Genomic DNA, 22,030 nt, shown 5'->3' on the forward strand with positions numbered 1-22,030 from the left:
GAACTTCTTCGCCAACACCCCCGACATCCTGCACGCCTACCTCCAGCACGGCGGCCGGCCCGCCTTCGAGGTCCGGGCCGTGCTCGCGGCGACCCTCTCACCCACCTGGGGCATCTACTCCGGCTACGAGCTGTGTGAGAACACCCCGTTGAAGGAGGGCAGCGAGGAGTACCTGGACTCGGAGAAGTACCAGCTCAGGCACCGTGACTGGGACGCCGCCGAACGCGAGGGCCGCACCATCACCCGGCTGCTCACCCGGCTCAACACCATCCGGCGGGAGAATCCGGCCCTCCAGCAGCTGCGTGACCTCCACTTCCACCACGCCGACCAGGAAGCGGTGATCGCCTACTCGAAGCGGAAGGGTTCGAACACGGTTCTGGTGGTCGCGAACCTCGACCCCCACCACACCCAGGAGGCCACGGTCTCGTTGGACATGCCGCAACTCGGCCTGGACTGGCACGAGCCGGTGCCGGTGCGCGATGAGCTCACCGGCGAGACCTATCACTGGGGCAGGGCCAACTATGTGCGCCTCGAACCGGGCCGCAGGCCCGCGCACGTCTTCACGGTTCTGCGACCGTCCACCCCGGAGATCGGAGGGTCACCCACAACATGATCGTCAACGAACCCGTTCCGGACACCTTCGAGGACACTCCCGCCACCAGCGCGGCATGCGCGTGATCATCGACTTCGTCATGAACCACACCAGCGACCAGCACCCGTGGTTCCAGGAGTCGCGCAAGGACCCCGACGGGCCGTACGGCGACTACTACGTGTGGGCGGACGACGACAAGCAGTTCCAGGACGCGCGGATCATCTTCGTCGACACCGAGGCCTCCAACTGGACCTACGACCCGGTCCGCAAGCAGTACTACTGGCACCGCTTCTTCTCCCACCAGCCGGACCTCAACTACGAGAACCCGGCCGTGCAGGAGGAGATGATCTCCGCGCTGAAGTTCTGGCTGGACCTGGGCATCGACGGGTTCCGGCTGGACGCGGTGCCGTACCTGTACCAGCAGGAGGGCACCAACTGCGAGAACCTCCCGGAGACGCACGACTTCCTGAAGCGGGTGCGCAAGGAGATCGACGCGCAGTATCCGGACACGGTGCTGCTGGCGGAGGCCAACCAGTGGCCCGAGGACGTCGTCGACTACTTCGGCGACTACCCGAGCGGCGGCGACGAGTGCCACATGGCGACTGCCAGTGGGGCATCTTCCTGCGCAACCACGACGAGCTCACGCTCGAAATGGTCACCGACGAAGAGCGCGACTACATGTGGGCCGAGTACGCCAAGGACCCCCGCATGCGCGCCCGCTCCCCTGCTGGACAACGACCGCAACCAGATCGAGCTGTTCACGGCCCTGCTGCTGTCGCTGCCCGGCTCGCCGATCCTGTACTACGGCGACGAGATCGGCATGGGCGACAACATCTGGCTCGGCGACCGGGACGCGGTGCGCACGGCCCACGATCATGGACCCGGTCTACGGCTACCAGGTCACGAGCGTCGAGGCGTCGATGTCGTCGCCGTCGTCGCTGCTGCACTGGACCCGCCGCATGATCGAGATCCGCAAGCAGAACCCGGCCTTCGGACTCGGCTCGTACACCGAGCTGCCCTCCTCCAACCCGGCGGTGCTGGCGTTCCTGCGCGAGTACGAGGACGACCTGGTGCTGTGCGTGAACAACTTCTCGCGTTTCGCGCAGCCCACGGAGCTGGATCTGAGCGCCTTCGAGGGGCGGCACCCGGTGGAGCTGTTCGGCGGGGTCCGCTTCCCCGCCATCGGCGAGCTGCCGTACCTGCTGACCCTCGGGGGGCACGGGTTCTATTGGTTCAGGCTCCGCAAGGAGTCCATGTGAGGCCTGAAAAGGCCTGTTGAGGCCTGATCCGCGGGGCGGGCGGCAAACCCCCGCGGCGGGGCGTTTCCTCCGCCCCGCCGGGGGCACGCATCAGTAACACCCCGCCCGCCCGCGTGAGCCGGAGGGGCGCCGTCCGGAGCCGGCCGCAGGCGCCGGAGGCGCACCGAGAATGGGTGAAAGGACGCGACGCCATGTCGGAAGCCGTCACACGCACCGTCACCACCCCGCCCGGCCTCCTTGCCTCCCTCGATCCGCTGCTGCGGGAATGGCTGCCGCGGCAGCGCTGGTTCGCGGGCAAGGGCCGGCCGGTCACCGGGTTCACGCTGGTCGAGGCGACCGAGCTGCTCCCGGCGACGTCCAGCCTGGGCCTGTACCACCTGCTCGTCCGCGCCCACCAGCCCTTCGTGCCGTCCCACGGGGCGCCCGGTCACCCCGGTGACTGCTACCAGCTGCTGATAGGCGTGCGCGAGGCGCTGTCGCCTCGGCTGGCGCCCGCGCTCATCGGACATGTGTCGACGGGACCGCTGGCCGGCCGGACGGTCTACGACGCCCTGCACGACACCAGGCCCGCCGAGCTGCTCCTGGAGGCACTGCGCAGCCGGGCCCGGGTCGGCAAACTCCGCTTCGAACGGGACCCGGGCCAGGACATCCGTTCCGGGCTGGTGCCGCGCGTGGTGACCGCCGAGCAGTCCAACTCGTCGATCGTCTATGGAGATACGTTCATCCTCAAGCTGCTTCGCCGGATCGTGCCCGGGGTCAACCCCGATCTGGAGCTGCCGCTCGCGCTGGCCCGCGAGGGCTGCCCCCGGGTGCCCGCGCCGACGGCCTGGATGGTCGCGGACATCGCCCCTTCGGCGGACCCGGTCGTCTCGGCGGGCTCGGACCCGGCGGGCCAGCCGTATGTCCTGGGAGTGCTCCAGCCGTTCCTGCAGGGCGCCTCCGACGGGTGGGAGCTGGCGCTGCGCGAGCTGGCCAAGGGCGAGGACTTCGGCGCCGAGGCGCGGGCACTGGGGCGGGCCACCGCCGAGGTGCACGCGGCGCTGGCCCGGGCATTGCCCACCGTCACGCTCGGTCACAGGCAGCTCCAGGTCACGGTCGGCGGCATGATCGAGCGGCTGGACGCCGCCGTCCAGGCGGTCCCCGCGCTGCGGCCCTACGCCCGCGGCCTGCGGTCGGCGTTCACGGCGCTGGGCGATCTGGCCGCCGAGGGGCACACCTGGACCCCGCAGCGGGTGCACGGCGATCTGCACCTCGGCCAGTGCCTGCGCTCGCCGGCCGGCGAGTGGTGGCTGATCGACTTCGAGGGCGAGCCGGCCCGGCCGCTGGCCGAGCGGCGCATGCCGCAGCCGACGGCACGGGACGTCGCCGGCATGCTGCGGTCCTTCGACTACGCGGCCCGCTCGGCCGACCCGCCCCAGGCGGACTGGGCCGAGACCTGCCGTGCCGCGTACTGCTCCGGCTACGCGGAGGCCTCCGGCCGCGATCCGCGCACCGACCCGGTGCTGCTGCGCGCCTACGAGACGGACAAGGCGATCTACGAGGTGGTGTACGAGGCCCGGCACCGCCCCGACTGGCTGCCGGTGCCCCTGGCCGCCATAGAGCGGCTCGCCTCGACCGGCCACCTGACCTGACCCACCACCCCTCGTCCTGGAGGCTCCGCCCGTGACCCCCCGCCCTGAGTCCAGCGGTTCGCGCCCCAAGGGCACCGCCGGGGAGAAGATCCCCGAGCAGCCCACGGCCGCCCAGCAGAAGAGCGCCGCGAAGAAGACGGCGGTGCCCAAACAGGCAGCGGCGAAGAAGGCGGCCCCCGCGAAGGCGACCGCCAAGAAGGCCGCCGCCGGGAAGACCACCGTCGGCAAGACGGTGGCCAAGAAGGCGGCGACGAAGAAGGCCGCAGCCGAGAAGACGACGGTCGAGCAGCCGGTGGCCGGGACGGCGGCGGCGAAGAAGACCGCCGCGAAGAAGACAGCCGCCAGGAAGTCGGCCGCCAAGAAGGCCACGACGGTCAAGGCGACGGCGGCCAGGACCACTGCCGTGAAGGCCGCGGCCTCCAAGTCCACGGCCGGGGAAGCCGTCGCCGGCAAGGCGACCGCGAAGTCCCCTGCGGCGAAGAACACCGCGAAGAAGGCCCCGGCCAAGAAGGCCCCCACCGCCGAGAGCGCCGCTGCCACGGCCACCCCCGCCGAGGCCGTCGCGAAGAAGGCCGCCCCCGCCAAGGCCACCGCAAGGAAGGCCGCCGCGAAGAAGACCGCTCCCGCCACGGGCACGGTCGCCAAGAGCGCCGGGAAGAAGACCACCGCCGGCACGGCGCCCGCCGGCCCGGCCGTCGCGAAGAAGAGCGCGGCCAAGAAGGCCCCTGCCCGGAAGGCTCCCGCCGGACGGGCCCCCGCCGTGGAGGCCGCCGCCGCGCAGGTCGTCCCGCCGGAGATGGAGGTCGCCGTCTCCCCCGCGGTCGACGCGGCGGACCGGGAGCGGCTGCTCGGCGGCACGCACCACGACCCGCACTCCGTGCTCGGCGCGCACCCGGTGCCCGGCGGCATCGCCTTCCGGGCGTTCCGGCCGTACGCACTGGCGGTGACCGTCGTCGCCGGGGAACTGCGGGCCGAGCTGCACGACGACGGGGAGGGGTTCTTCTCCGGCCTGCTGCCGCTGCGGGAGATCCCCGCGTACCGGCTGGTCGTGGAGTACGAGGGGACGGTCCTGGAGACCGAGGACGCCTACCGCTTCCTGCCCACGCTGGGCGACCTCGACCTGCACCTGATCGGCGAGGGCCGGCACGAGGAGCTGTGGACGGCGCTGGGCGCGCACCCGATGACCCACGAGGGCGTGACCGGCACCCGGTTCGCGGTGTGGGCGCCGAACGCGCGCGGTGTGCGCGTGGCCGGCACCTTCAACTTCTGGGACGGCACCGGGCACGTCATGCGGTCGCTGGGCTCGTCCGGGGTGTGGGAGCTGTTCCTGCCGGACGTCGGCGAGGGCGAGCTGTACAAGTTCGAGATCACCCGCCCCGACGGTTCGAGGACGCTGCGCGCCGACCCGCTCGCCCGCCGCACCGAGGTGCCGCCCGCGACCTCGTCGGTCATCACGTCCTCGGCGTACGAGTGGGGCGACGCCGAGTGGCTGGCCCGGCGCGCCGAGGCCCCGGCGCACGAGGCGCCGTTCTCGGTGTACGAGGTGCATCTGGCGTCCTGGCGGCCCGGGCTGAACTACCGTCAACTGGCGGAGCAGCTCCCGGTGTACGTGAAGAACCTGGGGTTCACGCACGTCGAGCTGATGCCGGTCGCGGAGCATCCGTTCGGCGGCTCCTGGGGCTACCAGGTGACCGGCTTCTACGCGCCGACGGCCCGGCTGGGCACGCCGGACGACTTCCGGTACCTGGTCGACAAGCTGCACCAGGCGGGCATCGGCGTCCTCATGGACTGGGTGCCCGCGCACTTCCCGCGCGACGACTGGGCGCTGGCCGAGTTCGACGGCAGGCCCCTGTACGAGCACGAGGATCCGCTGCGGGCCGCGCACCCCGACTGGGGCACGCTGGAGTTCGACTTCGGGCGCAACGAGGTGCGCAACTTCCTCGTGGCCAACGCCGTGTACTGGTGCGAGGAGTTCCACATCGACGGCCTGCGCGTGGACGCCGTCGCCTCGATGCTCTACCTGGACTACTCGCGCGAGCCGGGCCAGTGGACGCCCAACGAGCACGGCGGGCGGGAGAACCTGGACGCGGTGGCGTTCCTCCAGGAGATGAACGCGACGGTCTACCGCAGGGTGCCCGGCGTGGTCACGATCGCCGAGGAGTCCACCGCCTGGGACGGCGTCACCCGCGCCACCCACCACAAGGGCCCGAGCGGCTTCGGCGGGCTCGGGTTCGGGCTGAAGTGGAACATGGGCTGGATGCACGACTCGTTGCAGTACATGAGTCACGAGCCGGTGCACCGCAAGTACCACCACGGGGAGATGACCTTCTCCATGGTGTACGCCTACAGCGAGAACTACGTACTGCCGATCTCCCATGACGAGGTCGTGCACGGCAAGCGGTCCCTGGTGTCGAAGATGCCGGGCGACTGGTGGCAGCAGCGCGCCGGGGTGCGGGCCTACCTCGGCTTCATGTGGGCCCACCCGGGCAAGCAACTGCTGTTCATGGGGCAGGAGTTCGCGCAGGGCGCCGAGTGGTCCGAGGCGCACGGCCCCGACTGGTGGCTGCTGGACCCGGGCTACGGGGCGGAGGCCGACCACCGGGGCGTGCGGGACCTGGTCCGCGACCTGAACACCGTCTACCGGGCGACCCCGGCGCTGTGGCGGCTGGACACCGACCCGGCCGGTTTCGAGTGGATCGTCGGTGACGCCGCCGACGACAACGTCCTCGCGTTCCTGCGGCTGGACCCGGAGGGCGTCCCGCTGCTGGCGGTGTCCAACTTCGCGCCGGTCACCCGCCAGGACTACCGCCTGGGCGTGCCCGAGGACGTGCCCGCCTGGCACGAGGCCGTCAACACCGACGCGGCCCGCTACGGAGGCAGCGACGTCACCCAGCCCGACCCGGTCAAGCCGGAACCCCTGGCCTGGCACGGCCGCCCGGCGAGCATCCGGCTGACGCTGCCACCCTTGGCGACGGTGTGGCTGCGCCCGGCGTAGGGGGCCCGGGCCCCCTGTGACACGGCTGTGACCGGAGGAGTGGCCTCCACCACAGCCCGGCCGGTCCGGCCCTGGTGGGGTGGCCTCATGGATGCCACCAGGGTCACCCCGCAGGGCCTGCCGAGCTGATGGGCTTCGGAGTCTCGGTCGCCTGTGCCGTCGGTGCCCTCGTCGCGGGGGCGGGGGTCGTCGCGATGGCGTTTCCCGGGCGGCCCGAGCCGTGGCCGGTGCATCTGCTGCGCCGGGCGGCGGTGACGGCCGCGTGGGCGGCCGCGGCCGTGTACTCCCTGGGGCTCTTCTCCGTGCTGGTGTCGGAGTGGGACTTCGACGACGGGGCCAACTCGGTCCCGGCCCCGGCCTGCCGCGACGGTTTCGACCCGGCCACGATCCAGGGGCTGAGCCACCACCGGTCCTCGTACCTGCCGCTGCGCTTCGACTGCGTCCGCGAGGACGGCTCCGTCTACTCCAGTGATCCGGACTACGGGTGGATGAACGGGGCGAGCGCCTCCCTCGCCCTGTCCGCCGCCCTGTTCGCCATCGGCGCGGGCTACGCGACCGAACTGCGGGCCCGCAGGGCGGCCGCCGCATCATGACGCTGCTGCCGGTGTTCGCCGGGCTGGTGGTCGCGGTGGTCGCACTGCGCGGCCTGCTGACCCATCCACGGCTGCCGTTGTGGGTGCGCACCTCGGTCTTCTGGACGGTCCCGCTCGCCGCCCTCACCTGGGCGTACATCATGGTCGCGGACGAGCCGGTGCTGTTCCCGGAAACGGCTCCCTGCCCCAGGGAGCCGTACCAGGAGGGCGTCATCGGCGGCGGCGAGGTGGCGGGCGTCTCCACCGCCTTCCCGCCGCGCGCCTACTGCCGGTGGGAGGACGGCACCGTCTACGAACTCACGCCCGGCGCCGAGTTCCTGTTCTGGGTCCTCTTCGTCCTCACGGTCGTACCGCTCGGCGCCGGGCTGTGGCATGCGCTGCGGGATCCGAGGTCCCAGATGCACTAGGCGCGTCGGGCTACCCGAGCGCCTGTGCCAGGGGCGCGGGCAACGGCCCCGTGTGCAGCACGCCCAGCCGCTGGGTGGCCCGGGTCAGGGCCACGTACAGGTCGCTGGTGCCGTAGCGGCCGGGCTCGACCACGAGGACGGAGTCGAACTCCAGGCCCTTGGCCTGGCGCGGGTCGAGCAGGACGACCGCCTGGGTGAGGTCGGGCTCGGCTCCCGCCGTGACGCCGTCCAGCCGGGCCGCGAGGGAGCGGTGGAGGTCGCGCGGGGCGATCACCGCGAGCCGGCCCTCGGCGGGGGTGAGTTCCCCGACCGCCTTGGCCACCGCACCCGGGAGGTCGTCGGTGGCGCGGGCCCAGGGGCGCACGCCCGTGGAGCGGACCGAGCTGGGCGGTTCGAACCCCGGCTGCTCGGCGCGCACCACGGCCGCCGCCACCTCCATGATCTCGGCCGGGGTGCGGTAGTTGACGCCCAGCCGGGTGTGCTCCCAGCGGTCCTCGACGTACGGGGAGAGGATGCCCGACCAGGAGCCGACCCCGGCCGCCTCCGACGTCTGGGCGGGGTCGCCGACCAGGGTCATCGAGCGGGTCGGGCTGCGCCGCATCAGCAGCCGCCACGCCATCGGCGAGAGCTCCTGCGCCTCGTCGACGATGATGTGCCCGAACGCCCAGGTGCGGTCGGCGGCGGCGCGCTCGGCGGCGCTGCGGTGGTCGTCCTCCTCGTGCCGCTCGGCGAACCGCTCGGCGTCGATGATGTCGTGCGCGGACAGCACCTCGGAGCTCTCGGGGTCGTCCTCCTCCTTGTCCTCGAACTCGTAGGTCCGGGACGCGTAGGAGACGTCGAGCACGCCCTGGGCGTAGGCGATCTGCCGCTGCCGCTCGCGCTCGGCGCGGTCGCGGGCGAGCCGGTTGTCGTCGCCGAGGAGTTCGGCGGCCTCGTCGAGCAGCGGCACGTCCGCGACCGTCCAGCGCCGGGTCACCGGGCGGCGTACGGCGTCGGCGTCCTCGGCGGGCAGGAACTCCTCCGGCGCGGCGAGGAAGTCCGCGACGAGCCGCTGCGGGGTCAGCAGCGGCCACAGCCGGTCGACGGCCGACCACACCTCGGGGTTCTCGGCGAGGTCGTCGCGGATCTGGGTGATGTCGCTGGGGTCGAGCAGGCTGGACCCGTCGAAGGGGTCGGTGCCGATCCGCTCGGCGTACAGGTCGGTGAGGGCGTTGAGGATGTGACCCTCGAAGTGCTCGCGGGCGGCGTTGTGCGGCAGCTTGGCGGCACGGGTGCGTTCGCGGGCGACGTTGACCAGGCCGTCGTCGAGCATGAGGACCTCACGGTCGTGCTCGATGGCGATCACCGGGTCGGGCAGCGCCTGCCGGCTGCGCACGACCTCGGCGAGCACGTCGGCCATGCCGGCCCGGCCCTTCACGGCGGCGGCCTCGGGCGTGTCGGCCGCGGTCGCCTTCACACCGGGGAACAGCTCTCCGACGGTCGCGAGGAGCACGCCCGTCTCGCCCAGGGAGGGCAGCACCTCGCCGATGTAGCCGAGGAACGCCGGGTTGGGCCCGACGATCAGCACGGCCCGCTTGGCGAGCAGTTCCCGGTGCTCGTAGAGCAGGTAGGCGGCGCGGTGCAGGGCGACGGCCGTCTTGCCGGTGCCCGGGCCGCCCTCCACCACCATGACGCCGCGGTGCGGAGCGCGGATGATGCGGTCCTGGTCGGCCTGGATGGTCTGCACGATGTCACCCATGCGGCCGGTGCGCGCGGAGTTGAGGGCGGCGAGCAGGACGGCGTCGCCCGTCGGGTCCTCGTGGCCGGTGCGGGTCTCGTCGCCGAGGTCGAGGATCTCGTCGTGCAGATGGGTGACCCGGCGGCCGTCGGTGGCGATGTGCCGCCGGCGCCTGAGGCCCATCGGGGTGTGGCCGGTGGCCAGGTAGAAGGGGCGGGCGACATCGGCGCGCCAGTCGATGAGGACCGGGGTGCGTTCGGCGTCGTCGGTGCGCAGGCCGATGCGGCCGATGCGGTGGGTGACGCCCGAGGTGAGGTCGATCCGGCCGAAGCACAGGGAGCCGTCCACCGCGTTCAGCGCGGCGAGCAGCCCGGAGCGCTCGGCCACGAGGATGTCCCGCTCCAGTCTGGCCTGCATGGGGGTGTTGCCCTGCGCGAGCGCGTCCGTGACGGAGGTCTCGGCGTCGCCGCGCAGCGCGTCGACACGCGCGTACAACCCGTCGATGAATTCCTGTTCCTGTCGCAATTCATCGTCCGGAAATTCGGTGTTTGACAATTCCGCTCCCGCCCGGATATACTGTGCTCACTGAACTTCACTGTGGCTTCAATCGACTTGAAGTCACGAACAAACAAATATACGCAAGGAAATCCCCCGAGCGCAATTGCTCGGGGGATTTCCTGTTGTCCCGGCGGGGCGCCCAGATCACGTCCGCGAGCTCCCCCAGCAGCTTCCGCCTGGCCGCCCGCGCCCCCACCATCGCCTTCACCGGCTCGCCGCCGGGGAACACCATGAACGTCGGCATCGACAGCACCTTGTAGGCGTGGGTCGTCGCCGGGTTGGAGTCGCCCTCGGGGTGCCCGGCGCGCAGGCACTCCACGAAGGGCCCCGTCTCCTCCAGGCCGAACCCGAAGTCCTGGAGCGTCCTGATCTGCCGCAGCAGCCGCAGGTCGCTCTCGTCATAGGCCCGGTATCCTCCCCCAAGCTCTCGGCTTCGCTTCGAGCAGAGGGGGACCCCCACCCGCTGCGCCGCGCGGGCAGCAGCCCGCGCGACTCGTAGTACCGCAGCGTCCGCGTCGTGGTCCCGGCCCGTGCGGCCAGCTCGCCGATTCGCATGTGCTCGAACGTAATCGTTGACCCCGGCGTCAAGGCAACAGCGGTTTCCGCTCCACCGGGGAGGTCAGCACGATCGACGTGGTGGTGCGGCCCAGCGCGGAGACCGCCTCCAGGACGTCCTCCAGATGCACGGTGTCCCGCACGGCGACCTTGAGGATCCAGCAGTCCTCGCCGACCACGTGGTGCACCTCGGTGATCTCGGGACGCTCGATCAGTTCCAGGGTCCTGGGATGCTTCAGGTTGTAACCGCCGTGCGGATTGACGCGGATGAACGCCTGGATGCCGTAGCCGAGCCGGGCCGGCACGACGTGGGCTCCGTAGCCGCTGATCACGCCCGCCGCCTCCAGCCGCCGCACCCGCTCGGTGACGGCCGCGGGGCTGAGCCGGACCCGGCGGCCCAGCTCGCTCAGCTTGATCCGGCCGTCGGTCTGGAGCAGTTGCAGGATCTGCCGGTCCAGCGCGTCGAAGGCCACCGATGTTTCGTCGGCGGCGGTCCGCAGATGCCGTGGTTCTTTCGGTGCAGCGGCCTGAACTCCCATGGTTCCCCCTTCAGAGCGTGGATGTACGCCGGGAGAATTATGGCCATGGAAAAGACCCTGAACGTACTGGTCATCGGCGGCAACCGTTACGTCGGAAAGCGTCTCATCACACGGCTCCTCGCCGAAGGCCATCGCGTCACCGTGCTGAACCGCGGATCCTCCCCGCCGCCCGCCGGGGTGGAGCACCTGCGCGCCGACCGGGACGACGAGGAGTCGCTGACCGGCGCGCTCGGCCCGCGGGTCTTCGACGTGGTCGTCGACCAGGTCTGCTACACCCCGCGTCAGGCCGCGATCGCCCGCCGCGTCTTCACCGGACGCACCCGGCGCTATGTGATGACCTCCACGGTCGAGGTGTACGAGTACGAGGACTCCGCCGCCCTGGTGCGCGAGGAGGCCGTCGACCCGTCCACCGTGACCGTCGACCCCGGGCTGCCCTGGGACGATCCCGCGTTCCTGGAGGCCCACTACGGAGAGGGCAAGCGGCAGGCCGAGGCGGTCCTCACGGCCGGGCCGGGGTTCGAGTCCGCGGTGGTGCGGGTGGCCCATGTGCTGGGCGGGGACGACGACTTCACGGGCCGGCTGGCCCACTACGCGGAGCGGATGCGCACCGGCGAGCCGATCGCCGTGCCGACGGTGAACCGGCCGGCCACCTATGTGTACGTCGAGGAGATCGCCCGCTTCCTGGCCTGGGCGGCGGGCGAGGACTTCACCGGGCCGGTGAACGCCGCCTCCTCCGGGACTCTGAGCACCGAGGAGCTGTGCGCGGCGGTGGCCGCTCATGTCCCGGGCGGCCGGACCGAGTTCCGGCCGGTCGAGGTCGGCGAGGTCTCGCCGTTCTCCTTCCGCCGCTTCTACGGCATGGACAACGCCCGGGCCGCCCGGCTCGGCTTCACCTTCGGCGAGGCCCGGCAGTGGCTGCCGTGTGCCGTCGCGGAGACGCTCGGGAAGGGCGACTGACGTGCGCCACAGGACTCTTGGCGGGCTGCGGGTGAGTGCGGTCGGGCTGGGCGCGATGCCGCTGTCCATCGAGGGACGGCCGGACGAGGAGCGTGCCGTGGCCACGGTGCACGCCGCGCTCGACGCGGGCGTGACCCTTCTGGACACGGCCGACTCGTACCACCTGCCGGGCGCGGAGCCCGGGCACAACGAACGTCTGGTGGCCCGCGCACTGGCCTCCTACGGCGGTGACACCTCCTCCGTCCTGGTGGCGACGAAGGGCGGCCGCGGCCGCCCGGCGGGGGCCGACTGGACGGTGAACGGGCACCCCCGGCACCTCAGGGCCGCTGCCGAGGCCTCGCGCAAGCGGCTGGGCGTGGAGGCGATCGGCCTCTACCAACTGCACAAGCCCGACCCCGCCGTGCCCTTCGAGGAGTCGGTCGGCGCGCTGCGCGAGCTGCTCGACGCGGGCACGATCCGGCTGGCCGGTGTGTCCAACGCTGACGTGGGCCAGATCCGCCGGGCGCACGAGATCCTCGGCGACCGGCTGGTGTCCGTGCAGAACAGGTACTCCCCGGCCGTCCGGGACAGTGAGCCGGAGCTGCGGCTGTGCGGGGAACTGGGGCTCGCTTTCCTGCCGTGGAGCCCGCTGGGCGGCCTGGCCCGCAGCTCCCTGGACGGGCCGTCGCGCACGGAAGGGGAACAGCGCTTCGCCGCCTTCCACGCGGTGGCGGCGGAGCGCGGGGTCAGTCCCCAACAGGTGGGACTCGCCTGGCTGCTGGCCCGGTCCCCGGCGATTCTCCCGATCCCGGGAGCGAGCCGACCGCGGACGATCAGGGACTCGGCGGCCGCGGCGGACCTGCTGCTCACCGCCGAGGAGCGGGTACGCCTGGACGAGTCCGCCGGGCCGGATCGGGCCTGGGACGTTGGTGACGCGGCCGGCTGGGGTGTGCCGACACCGCTGGGCAGGCGGGACGTGCGGATACGGCCCAGGGGGTCTCGGCACAGCCCGGCTGCACGGCCGGACGCCCTCCCAGATCGGCCATGCCACGCACCGGCGCTCCCCGCGCCGGGCGCGCGCGTGGCGCCTGCCACCCTTCGGCGGAGGCGCCACTCCCGCACACGGACCTAGCGGGTCCCGGCCGACTCCAGCTTCTTGTCCTCCCCGGCCGGCTCGTCCACGGGCTTCGCCCTGCCGGGCAGCAGCAGCGCCACCGCCACCGTGCCGACGCCCAGGACCACGGCCCCGATCAGGCTGGTGTGCGCGACCGCGTCGGAGAAGGCGGACCCCACCGCGTCGGCCATCTGCCGGGCGCCGTCGCCGAGCTGCCCGGCCTGCGCGCGCAGTCGCTCCGCCTGCTGCGGGTCGCCGGTGTGCGCGGCCTGCTCGGTCAGCTGCCGGGCCTTGTCGCCGAGGCCCCGGGCGACGGCGTACCCGGCGCCGACGGAGTCCTGGGCCGTGGAGAGGGAGGACGCGGGGAGCTTGCTGCCGGCCGCCGCGTCCGAGAGGTGACCGGAGTAGGACGTCGCCAGCAGCGAGCCCAGGATGGCGATGCCCAGCGAACCGCCGAGCTCCAGCGACGTGTCGTTCACCGCGCCGCCCACGCCCAGCTCCGACTCCGGGAACGCCCCCATGATCGCGTCCGTGCAGGGCGACAGGGCGAGCCCGATCGAGAGGCCGAGGACGACCAGGGGCGCGACGAAGTCGCCGTACGACGAACCGGAGCCGACCTGGGTGAGCAGCGCCAGGGCCGCCGTGCCGCCGACCATGCCGGCCGTGACGGTCCACTTCATGCCGACCCGGGGAGTGAGGAATCCGGTGAGGGCCGCCCCCACGAACACGGCACCCGCCAGCGGCAGCATGCGCAGTCCCGTGTCCAGGGCGTCGTAGCCGAGGACGAACTGGAGGTGCTGCGTCAGGTAGTAGAAGGCGCCGAAGACCGCCAGGAAGAACAGGGCGACGGCGAGGTTGGAGCCGGCGAAGCCGCGGTTCGTGAAGCGGCGGACGTCGAGGAGCGGACGCGGGTGGCGCAGCTCCCAGAGGACGAAGGCGACGAGCCCGGCTCCGGCGACGACCGCCGCCGTGACGGCCTTGACGCCCCAGCCGAAGTGCGGCCCTTCGATGATCATGTAGACCAGCGCGGCGATCCACACCACCGAGAGCAGTCCGCCGCCGTAGTCGATGCGCCCGCGGTCCGCGGCCCTGGACGGCGGTACGAGGACGAGGGCTCCGACGAGGCCCAGGAGCGCGACGGGGACGTTGATGAGGAACGTCGACGACCAGCCGTGGTCTTCCAGCAGGGCCCCGGCGACCAGCGGTCCGGCCGCGATGGCGAGTCCGGCCGTGGCGGTCCACAGGGTGATGGCCTTGGCGCGTTCGGCGCGCGGGAAGGTCGCGGCGAGCAGGGACAGCGTGGCGGGCATGATCATCGCGGCGCCGGCGCCCATCACGGCCCGTGCGGCGATGACCGTCGTGGAGCTGCCGGCGAGGTAGCCGAAGACGGAGCCGCCCGCGAACACGACCAGCCCGAGGACGAGCGCGCCCCGGCGGCTGTACTTGTCGCCGATCGCGCCGAGCAGCAGCATCAGCGCGGCGTACGGGACGGTGTAGCCGTCGATCACCCACTGCAGGTCGGCGCTGGACAGGCCGAGGTCCTCGGTCATGTCGGGCGCGGCGACGGTGAGGGCCGTGTTGGCCATCACGATGATCAGCAGGCTGAGGCAGAGCACGAGGAGCGCCCACCAGCGGCGTGCGTAGGGGCGGTCCATCCTCTCGGCCGGTTCGTTCATGACGAGTCGCATGGCAGGGGTTGCCTTCCTCGCTGTCTTGCACATGGGCGTGCATTTACACAACGCTGTGCAATCTACTCTGTTGCACAGCACTGTGCAAATCACTGCGGGAAGGGGCACAATGACGACCATGACCACGGGAACCAGCCGCGCCGACGCCAACCGCCGCCGCATCCTCGACGTCGCCCTCGCCGAGCTGCTGCGTGACCCCGACGCGTCCATGGACCAGATCGCACGGGCCGCGGGCGTCGTCCGGCGGACGGTGTACGGGCACTTCCCGAGCCGTGAGGCGCTGATCAGCACGCTCGTCGACGAGGCGGTCCAGGCGCTGTCGGCCGCGCACGCGGCGGGCCGCGAGGGCGTGCGCGAACCGGCGGAGGCGGTGGCGCGCTCGGTGCTGGCGGTGTGGGCGATCGCCGACCGCTACCGGCTGCTGGTCGCCCTCGCCCAGCGCACGGTCACCATGCAGGGCATCCGGGAACGGCTCGCCCCGGTCCGGGAAGCGAGCATCGGGCTGCTCCAGCAGGGGCTGGACGAGGACGTCTTCAGTTCGCCGCTGCCGGCTCCGGCCCTGGCGTATGTGCACGAGCAGACGCTGTTCGCCGTGATGGAGGCCGTGAACGACGGACTGCTGGCAGCGCAAGAGGCGGGCCGCTGCGCCGCGGTCACCGTACTGACCGCGGCGGGCGTGCCCGCCTCGAAGGCCACCGGACTGGTGGCGAAGCTGAACGCGTGAACTTCTCGATGGGTGAACCGGGCGGCTGAGCGACGGGGGGACACCCAGCCGCCCGGATCCTGTGGGGGCGGCGCGGCCGTCAGGCCTTCGCCAGCTCCTTCTCGCCGCCCTGCTCGGACATCTCGACGTGGCCCTCGGCCGGGCCGCCGTGGGCCTCGTCGAGCAGCGTCTTCTCGTCGAAGGGCAGCTGACCGGCGAGGACCTGGTTCACCCGCTCCTTGTCGATCTCCTTGGTCCAGGTGCCGATCAGCACGGTGGCCACGGCGTTGCCGGCGAAGTTGGTCAGGGCGCGGGCCTCGCTCATGAAGCGGTCGATGCCGACGATGAGACCGATGCCGTCCACCAGGGCCGGCTTGTGCGACTGCAGACCACCGGCCAGGGTCGCGAGGCCGGCGCCGGTGACACCGGCGGCGCCCTTGGAGGCGACCAGCAGGAAGAGCAGCAGCGGGATCTGCTCGCCGATGGACATCGGGGTGCCCAGGGCGTCGGCGATGAACAGCGAGGCCATGGTCATGTAGATCATGGTGCCGTCGAGGTTGAAGGAGTAGCCGGTCGGGACGGTGATGCCGACCACCGGCTTGCTGACGCCCAGGTGCTCCATCTTCGCGATGAGCCGCGGCAGCGCGGACTCGGACGAGGAGGTGGACAGGATCAGCAGGAACTCACGGCCCAGGTACTTGAAGAGCGTGAAGACGTTCAGGCCGGAGACGACGCGCAGCAGGATGCCGAGCACGATGAAGACGAAGAGGAAGCAGGTGACGTAGAAGCCGAGCATCAGCACCGCGAGGCTCTTGAGCGCGTCCAGGCCGGCGGAGCCGGTGACGGCGGCGATGGCGCCGAAGGCACCGATCGGGGCGGCCCACATCACCATGGCGAGGATGCGGAAGACGAGCCGCTGGATGTGCTCGATGCCGCGCAGGATGGGCTGGCCGGCCGCGCCCATGCCCTGCAGGGCGAAGCCCGCGAGGAGGGCGATCAGCAGCGTCTGGAGGACCGACTCGTTGGTGAAGGCCGAGACGATCGTGGTCGGGATGATCCCGAGCAGGAACTCCGTGGTGTCCTTGGCCTCGGAATCGATCTGCGCGTGGCCGGCGTCCTTGATCGCATCGGTCACCGCGAGACCGGTGCCCGGCTCCAGGATGTTGCCGACGACCAGGCCGATGCCCAGCGCGACCAGCGACATCACCGTGAAGTAGCCGAGCGCGATACCGCCGACGGCGCCGACCTTTGCGGCCTTGCGCACCGAGCCGATGCCCAGCACGATCGTGCAGAAGATGATCGGCGAGATCATCATCTTGATCAGGGCCACGAAACCCGTGCCGATGGGCTTCAGCCCGACAGCGAAGTCGGGTGCGGCCAGACCCACCGCGATACCGGCGGCGACCGCGATGATCACCGCGATGTAGAGATAGTGCGTGCGGTCCCGCTTGGCCTTGGGTGCGGCAGGTGCCGTATCGGCTGCGCTGGTCACGGCGGCCCTCCTTGACGACGTCGTCGGCATCACCGGCGTGCGGCTCACGTCCGGGGGAAAAGGGAGCGGGGAGCTCCCGGAGATGCGTTATAGGGAATGCCGTGACTATGTCCTGCTCTGTGAGCGCGGTCACCCTTCCGTTCATTTAGTTCACAATCAGCCACGAGGCAGACTGACGGCATGCGTCTCTCCGTCCCCGGCCCCCGCAGTCTGGCGGGCCAGCTCTTCGCCATGCAGGCCGTCCTGATAGCGGTCGTCGTGGCCGGATACGCGCTGTTCTCCTACGTCAGCGACCGCAGCCAGGCCGAGGAGGCAGCGACGCGCCAGGCCAGGGCAGTGGCGCGGTCCGTGGCGGACTCCCCGTCCGTGCTGGCGGCGACCCGCACCGCCGACCCGTCGGCCGAGCTCCAGCCGTACGCGCTGAAGGTGATGCGGGACACCGAGGTCGACTTCATCACGATCATGGATCCGCGGGGGATCCGCTGGACGCATCCCGACCCGCGGCAGATCGGCCAGACGTTCCAGGGCCACACGGAGCCGGCGCTGCGCGGCCGGACGTTCACCGAGACCTACACGGGCACGCTCGGCCCGTCGGTGCGCGCGGTCACGCCGATCCAGGACGGCCCGCGAGTGGTCGGCCTGGTCAGCGCGGGCATCCGGGTCGAGGAGATCACCCAGCGGGTGCAGGACCAGCTGACGGCCCTGCTCGGCGTCGCGGCCGGCGCGCTGGTGCTGGGCGCGGTCGGCACGTACGTCATCAACGCCCGGCTGCGCCGCCACACCCACGGCATGAATGCCGCCGAGCTGAGCCGGATGCACGACTACCACCAGGCCGCCCTGCACGCCGTACGCGAGGGGCTGCTGATGCTGGACGGGCAGTACCGTGTGGCGCTGATCAACGACGGAGGACGCGAATTGCTCGGCGTGGCCGGGGACGTGGTGGGCAGGTCGGTGGCGGAGCTGGGCCTGCCGGCCCCGCTGACCGGTGCCCTGCTGGCCTCGGAGCCGCGGGTCGACGAGGTGCATCTGACGGCATCCCGGGTTCTGGTGATCAACACGTCGCCGGTGTCGGGCGGCGAGCGGCGCGGTACGGTCGTCACCCTGCGTGATGTCACCGAACTCCAGTCGCTGATGGGCGAGTTGGACTCCGAGCGGGGATTCACACAGGCGCTGCGCTCACAGGCGCACGAGGCGGCCAACCGGCTGCACACGGTCGTCTCGCTGATCGAGCTGGGCCGGGCGGAGGAAGCGGTGGAGTTCGCGACGGCCGAGCTGGAGCTGGCGCAGGCCCTGACGGACCAGGTCGTGGCGGCGGTGAGCGAGCCGGTGCTGGCGGCGCTGCTGCTCGGCAAGACGGCCCAGGCGAACGAGCGGGGCGTGGAGCTGATGGTCTCGCAGGAGAGCAGCCTGGACGACGGCCTGCTGCCCGAGTCGCTGCCGGCCCGGGATCTGGTGACGATCCTCGGCAACCTGATCGACAACGCCGTGGACGCGGCGCAGGGCAGCGTACGGGCCCGGGTGACGGTGGCGGCGTACACCAGGACCTCCGAGGACACCCCGGAGCTGGTGCTGCGGGTCTCGGACACGGGCCCGGGCGTGGACCCCGAGCACGCCGAGGCGGTCTTCCGGCGCGGGTTCTCGACGAAGCCGGCAGGACCGGGGGGCCGGGGCCTCGGACTGGCGCTGGTACGGCAGACGAGTCAGCGGCACGGGGGCTCCCTGACGGTGGCGGAGGCCGACGGGGGCGGGGCGGAGTTCGAGGTACGGCTGCCGTTGCGGGAGCCGGAAACGGTGGCCGGGGGCGTGCCCTCCGGGGCCCCGGCGGCCAGAGGCGCTGGAGGCGACGCATGACGAGCAGCGGGAAGGCCATCCGCGTCCTGGTGGTGGAGGACGACCCGGTCGCCGCCGACGCCCACGTCCTGTACGTCGGCCGGGTGCCCGGCTTCGTGGCCGTGGGCAAGGCGCACACGGGCGCGGAGGCCCGCCGGGCCCTGGACCGCACGCCGGTGGACCTGCTGCTGCTCGATCTGCACCTGCCGGACGTGCACGGGCTGCACCTGGCCCGGTCGCTGCGGGCGGCCGGTCACCACGCGGACGTGATAGCGGTGACGTCGGCGCGCGATCTGGCCGTCGTCCGCGAGGGCGTCTCGCTCGGGGTCGTGCAGTACGTCCTGAAGCCCTTCACCTTCGCGACCCTGCGCGACCGCCTCGTGCGTTACGCCGAGTTCCACGCGGCGGTCGGCGAGGCGAGCGGCCAGGACGAGGTGGACCGGGCGCTCGCGGCCCTGCGCGCACCGGGCCCGGCCGCGCTGCCCAAGGGCTTGAGCGCACCGACGCTGGAGCGGGTGACGGTGGCCCTGCGCGACAGCGGCGAGGGCCTCACGGCAGCCGGAGTGGCGGAGTCCGTGGGCATCTCCCGCATCACGGCCCGCCGTTACCTGGAGCATCTGGTCGACGCGGGCCGCGCGGCGCGCCGTCCGCAGTACGGCACCGTGGGGCGCCCGGAATTGCAGTACCGCTGGGTCACGGGGCAGTGACGGGCCCTCAGGCCCCGGTCCCCGCAGCCGGGTCGACCTGACGGGCCACTCGACTCGTTCCGTACGGGAGCCGGCCGTGGTTCAGTCCGGCGTGCCCTGTGGGAGTACGCCCGCCCGGAACGGCTCGACCCCCTCCAGCCTCCGCACGCGCGTCGGCTCGATCAGCAGCATCACCCGGCGCTCACCCGGCAGCAGCCACGGGTAGCGGTCCTCGCCGAGGTACTTCCGCGCCAGCCGGTCCATCGACCGCTCCGCGGCCTCCCCCTCCACGAACCGCACGACCTTCCCGCGGATCTCGGCGCGGTCGTAGGGGTTCGCGGGGTCGTGGTGCGACAGCGAAACGTACGGATTGCGCCGCAGGTTCTCCTCCTTCACCCGCCCCATCGAGGTGTTGACCATGACGTACTCCCCTTCGATGTCCGCCCACATGGGCGACACCTGAGGCGCCCCGTCCGCTCCCACCGTCGCGAGATGCCAGAAGTTCGGCGCGAGAAGGCGCTCGCGCATATGCCCGTTGAGCTTGCCGTTCATGTGCGTCGCTGCCTTTCCGGGCCCGCGATCGCCGGGCCCGGCGCCATCCTCGTCCCGCTTCCGCCCCGGCCGGAAGACGATCTTCGGCCCCGGTCGAACCCGCCGGTAGCCGTAGCTTCCTACAATCCGTGATCCTGGCCGAACAGACCGTAGTCAGCCCACTCCCGCCGCCCTAGCTTGTGGGCCGTGCGCCGACCTTCAGCCCGCCCCAGCCCGCCCCCTCCCCCGGCCCCGTCCGCTCCCACGGCCCCGCCTTTCAACGCCCCCGCCGCCCGCCGGCTGCGCGCCGCCCTCGGGATGGCACCCGAGCACGTCGCCTACGGCATGCGCGTCTCGTACGGGCATCCCCACATCACCCCGGACCACGTGATGGCCTGGGAGCGCGGGGCCGCAGCCCCGACCGGTTCCGAACTCACCGCACTCGCGGGCGTGCTGTGGTGCTCGCCCGCCGAACTCATCGGCAGACCGCGCACCCTGCGCGAACACCGCATCGCCCGCTGCCTCGCCCCGGAGGACGTGGCCCGGGCCGTGGGGCACGAGGTGCAGGCGTACCTGCGCATGGAGGAGACCGACACCTGGCGCGGCACGGACCGCCAGTCCGCCGCCCTCGCCGATCTGCTCGGGCTCGGCCTGCCCGACTTCGTCACCGTCACCGGTCGGGACGCCAAGCTCGGCGACCTGCTGCGCAGCGCCGCCACCACCCGCTGGCAGGCCTACGTCCGCCCGGTGGCCAGGCTCGTACCCTTGGACCGGCGGTTCCTGGAGGGGGCCCTGCAGGGCCTGCACGAGGACTACCAGGGGCACATGGCCGCGACTCTGAGCTGGGGCGGCGGCAGCGGTGACGCGGGCGGTGCCGGCCACGACTTCCTCGACCGGATCGTGGAGCACTTCTGGACGAAGCTCCAGGACGACACCGGCCTGGAGGCCGGCTAGAAGACCGAGTCCTGTGAGGCCGGATCCCGGAAGACCGAGTCCTAGAAGACCGACTCCGCCTCGTCCATCCGGTCCTTCGGCACCGTCTTCAGCTCGGTCACGGCCTCCGCCAGCGGGACCATCACGATGTCCGTGCCGCGCAGGGCGGTCATCCTGCCGAACCGTCCCTGATGCGCCGCCTCGACCGCGTGCCAGCCGAACCGCGTGGCGAGCACCCGGTCGTAGGCGGTGGGCACGCCGCCGCGCTGGATGTGGCCGAGGATGACCGGCTTGGCCTCCTTGCCGAGGCGCCGCTCCAGCTCGTGGGCGAGGGCGGCGCCGATGCCCTGGAAGCGCTCGTGGCCGAATTTGTCTATGGCGCCCTTGCCGTAGTCCATGGTGCCGTCGGCGGGGTGGGCGCCCTCGGCGACGCAGACCACCGCGAACTTCTTGCCGCGGGAGAACCGCTCCTCGACCATCTTCACGAGGTCGGCGGGGTCGAAGGCCCGCTCCGGCAGGCAGATGCCGTGCGCACCGGCCGCCATGCCGGACTCCAGGGCGATCCAGCCGGCGTGCCGGCCCATGACCTCCACCACCATCACCCGCTGGTGGGACTCGGCGGTGGTCTTCAGCCGGTCCATCGCCTCGGTGGCGACGCCCACGGCGGTGTCGAAGCCGAAGGTGCGGTCCGTGGAGGAGATGTCGTTGTCGATCGTCTTCGGGACGCCCACGACGGGCAGGCCCGCGTCGCTCAGCATGCGCGCGGCCGTCAGCGTGCCCTCGCCGCCGATCGGGATCAGCGCGTCGATGCCGAACTGGTGGATCATGTCGGAGGCGTTCTCGCAGGCCTCGCGGAGCCGGTCGCGCTCCAGGCGGGACGATCCGAGGATGGTGCCGCCGCGGGCGAGGATGCCGCTGACGGACTCCAGGTCGAGGTTGCGGTAGCGGCCGTCGAGCAGGCCCGCGTAGCCGTCCTCGAAGCCGATGACCTCGTCGCCGTAGTTGTCGACCGCCCGGTGCACGACCGACCGGATCACGGCGTTCAGGCCGGGGCAGTCGCCGCCTGCGGTGAGAACTCCGATACGCATCGTGCTGTGTCTCCTGCTCGCTGTTGACACCGGTGAGCCACTGCCGATTGTTTCACGCTCCACAGCCCGGTGCGGCACCCGACTCTGATGGGCGCCTTATATACCGGCAGAGGTATTGTCAAGAGGGTTCTGCTCACCTCGGTGGGCGATTTTTGTGCCCCTGGCTGGATAGCAGTGGGGCAA

Annotated in this window: 15 protein-coding genes and 4 pseudogenes; 12 read left to right on the top strand and 7 right to left on the bottom strand. The window is 71.8% G+C overall.

From position 1 onward, the window contains the following. The 6 genes and pseudogenes from OO68_RS45745 to OO68_RS33235 form a co-directional block, all read left to right on the top strand. Nucleotides 1-613 (top strand): annotated as a pseudogene (locus OO68_RS45745) (alpha-1,4-glucan--maltose-1-phosphate maltosyltransferase); the annotation flags it as partial. Between the two features lie 43 nt (nt 614-656). Continuing rightward, nucleotides 657-1,851, top strand: a pseudogene (locus tag OO68_RS47920) (alpha-amylase family glycosyl hydrolase); the annotation flags it as partial. A 191-nt stretch (nt 1,852-2,042) separates the two neighbouring features. Then, nucleotides 2,043-3,482 (top strand): maltokinase N-terminal cap-like domain-containing protein, encoded by a 1,440-nt coding sequence (locus tag OO68_RS33215; protein ID WP_033312929.1) that lies wholly within the window; start codon nt 2,043-2,045, stop codon nt 3,480-3,482. A gap of 31 nt (nt 3,483-3,513) precedes the next feature. Further along, nucleotides 3,514-6,477, top strand: coding sequence for a 1,4-alpha-glucan branching enzyme (gene glgB / locus OO68_RS33225; protein ID WP_078625606.1), 2,964 nt, complete (start codon nt 3,514-3,516; stop codon nt 6,475-6,477). A 128-nt stretch (nt 6,478-6,605) separates the two neighbouring features. Beyond that, nucleotides 6,606-7,070 (top strand): hypothetical protein, encoded by a 465-nt coding sequence (locus OO68_RS33230; protein ID WP_033312930.1) that lies wholly within the window; start codon nt 6,606-6,608, stop codon nt 7,068-7,070. Next, entirely contained in the window at nt 7,067-7,477 is a 411-nt protein-coding gene (locus OO68_RS33235) for a hypothetical protein (RefSeq protein WP_033312931.1), read from the top strand. The genes OO68_RS33230 and OO68_RS33235 overlap by 4 nt, the downstream gene beginning before the upstream one ends. 10 nt (nt 7,478-7,487) lie before the next feature. On the opposite strand, the gene OO68_RS33240 is transcribed toward OO68_RS33235, so the two are convergent. The 3 genes and pseudogenes from OO68_RS33240 to OO68_RS33250 form a co-directional block, all read right to left on the bottom strand. Then, entirely contained in the window at nt 7,488-9,719 is a 2,232-nt protein-coding gene (locus tag OO68_RS33240) for a HelD family protein (protein WP_033312932.1), read from the bottom strand. Between the two features lie 67 nt (nt 9,720-9,786). Further along, nucleotides 9,787-10,307 (bottom strand): annotated as a pseudogene (locus OO68_RS48365) (MerR family transcriptional regulator). Nucleotides 10,308-10,336: 29 nt separating this feature from the next. After that, nucleotides 10,337-10,846: an Lrp/AsnC family transcriptional regulator gene (locus OO68_RS33250; protein WP_245237268.1), complete on the bottom strand. Its 510-nt coding sequence runs from the start codon at nt 10,844-10,846 to the stop codon at nt 10,337-10,339. Nucleotides 10,847-10,891: 45 nt separating this feature from the next. On the opposite strand from OO68_RS33250, the gene OO68_RS33255 reads away from it, so the two are divergent. Together OO68_RS33255 and OO68_RS33260 are read left to right on the top strand one after the other, a co-directional pair. Beyond that, entirely contained in the window at nt 10,892-11,803 is a 912-nt protein-coding gene (locus OO68_RS33255; protein ID WP_078625610.1) for an NAD-dependent epimerase/dehydratase family protein, read from the top strand. Between the two features lies 1 nt (nt 11,804). Continuing rightward, nucleotides 11,805-12,683: pseudogene (locus OO68_RS33260) on the top strand (aldo/keto reductase); the annotation flags it as partial. A gap of 227 nt (nt 12,684-12,910) precedes the next feature. On the opposite strand, the gene OO68_RS33265 reads toward OO68_RS33260, so the two are convergent. Next, nucleotides 12,911-14,584 (bottom strand): DHA2 family efflux MFS transporter permease subunit, encoded by a 1,674-nt coding sequence (locus OO68_RS33265; RefSeq protein ID WP_033312935.1) that lies wholly within the window; start codon nt 14,582-14,584, stop codon nt 12,911-12,913. A 109-nt stretch (nt 14,585-14,693) separates the two neighbouring features. Here OO68_RS33265 and OO68_RS33270 point away from each other — a divergent pair, with 109 nt between their 5' ends. Further along, nucleotides 14,694-15,308: a TetR/AcrR family transcriptional regulator gene (locus OO68_RS33270; RefSeq protein WP_033312936.1), complete on the top strand. Its 615-nt coding sequence runs from the start codon at nt 14,694-14,696 to the stop codon at nt 15,306-15,308. A gap of 79 nt (nt 15,309-15,387) precedes the next feature. Here the strand turns inward: OO68_RS33270 and OO68_RS33275 are convergent, their stop codons facing one another. After that, on the bottom strand, nt 15,388-16,779 hold the full coding sequence (locus OO68_RS33275) for a cation:dicarboxylate symporter family transporter (RefSeq protein ID WP_033312937.1): 1,392 nt from the start codon (nt 16,777-16,779) through the stop codon (nt 15,388-15,390). Nucleotides 16,780-16,959: 180 nt separating this feature from the next. Between OO68_RS33275 and OO68_RS33280 the strand changes: the two genes are divergently transcribed. Beyond that, a complete protein-coding gene (locus OO68_RS33280) occupies nt 16,960-18,630 on the top strand; it encodes an ATP-binding protein (protein WP_033312938.1) in 1,671 nt (556 codons plus the stop codon). Further along, on the top strand, nt 18,627-19,316 hold the full coding sequence (locus OO68_RS33285; RefSeq protein WP_033312939.1) for a response regulator: 690 nt from the start codon (nt 18,627-18,629) through the stop codon (nt 19,314-19,316). Before OO68_RS33280 ends, OO68_RS33285 begins: the two co-directional genes overlap by 4 nt. Before the next feature lie 81 nt (nt 19,317-19,397). Here the strand turns inward: OO68_RS33285 and OO68_RS33290 are convergent, their stop codons facing one another. Next, the gene (locus tag OO68_RS33290; protein ID WP_033312940.1) at nt 19,398-19,847 is read right to left on the bottom strand and encodes a PPOX class F420-dependent oxidoreductase; all 450 of its coding nucleotides are present in this window, start codon (nt 19,845-19,847) and stop codon (nt 19,398-19,400) included. A 177-nt stretch (nt 19,848-20,024) separates the two neighbouring features. Here OO68_RS33290 and OO68_RS33295 point away from each other — a divergent pair, with 177 nt between their 5' ends. After that, entirely contained in the window at nt 20,025-20,780 is a 756-nt protein-coding gene (locus OO68_RS33295; RefSeq protein WP_033312941.1) for a hypothetical protein, read from the top strand. Between the two features lie 41 nt (nt 20,781-20,821). Here OO68_RS33295 and OO68_RS33300 read toward each other — a convergent pair whose 3' ends face one another. Further along, nucleotides 20,822-21,847 carry an ATP-dependent 6-phosphofructokinase gene (locus tag OO68_RS33300; RefSeq protein WP_033312942.1) on the bottom strand — a complete coding sequence of 342 codons (1,026 nt, stop codon included), beginning with the start codon at nt 21,845-21,847 and terminating at the stop codon, nt 20,822-20,824. Nucleotides 21,848-22,030 lie beyond the last annotated feature (183 nt).

This window comes from Streptomyces iakyrus (assembly GCF_000717055.1).
Lineage (GTDB): Bacteria > Actinomycetota > Actinomycetes > Streptomycetales > Streptomycetaceae > Streptomyces > Streptomyces iakyrus.

Coding starts and splice junctions, on each gene's coding strand:
- OO68_RS33265 (WP_033312935.1), bottom strand. CDS start 14,584: ATGCGACTCGTCATGAACGAACCGGCCGAGAGGATGGACCGCCCCTAC.
- OO68_RS33230 (WP_033312930.1), top strand. CDS start 6,606: ATGGGCTTCGGAGTCTCGGTCGCCTGTGCCGTCGGTGCCCTCGTCGCG.
- OO68_RS33290 (WP_033312940.1), bottom strand. CDS start 19,847: ATGAACGGCAAGCTCAACGGGCATATGCGCGAGCGCCTTCTCGCGCCG.
- OO68_RS33250 (WP_245237268.1), bottom strand. CDS start 10,846: ATGGGAGTTCAGGCCGCTGCACCGAAAGAACCACGGCATCTGCGGACC.
- OO68_RS33300 (WP_033312942.1), bottom strand. CDS start 21,847: ATGCGTATCGGAGTTCTCACCGCAGGCGGCGACTGCCCCGGCCTGAAC.
- OO68_RS33235 (WP_033312931.1), top strand. CDS start 7,067: ATGACGCTGCTGCCGGTGTTCGCCGGGCTGGTGGTCGCGGTGGTCGCA.
- OO68_RS33285 (WP_033312939.1), top strand. CDS start 18,627: ATGACGAGCAGCGGGAAGGCCATCCGCGTCCTGGTGGTGGAGGACGAC.
- OO68_RS33280 (WP_033312938.1), top strand. CDS start 16,960: ATGCGTCTCTCCGTCCCCGGCCCCCGCAGTCTGGCGGGCCAGCTCTTC.
- OO68_RS33215 (WP_033312929.1), top strand. CDS start 2,043: ATGTCGGAAGCCGTCACACGCACCGTCACCACCCCGCCCGGCCTCCTT.
- OO68_RS33270 (WP_033312936.1), top strand. CDS start 14,694: ATGACGACCATGACCACGGGAACCAGCCGCGCCGACGCCAACCGCCGC.
- OO68_RS33255 (WP_078625610.1), top strand. CDS start 10,892: ATGGAAAAGACCCTGAACGTACTGGTCATCGGCGGCAACCGTTACGTC.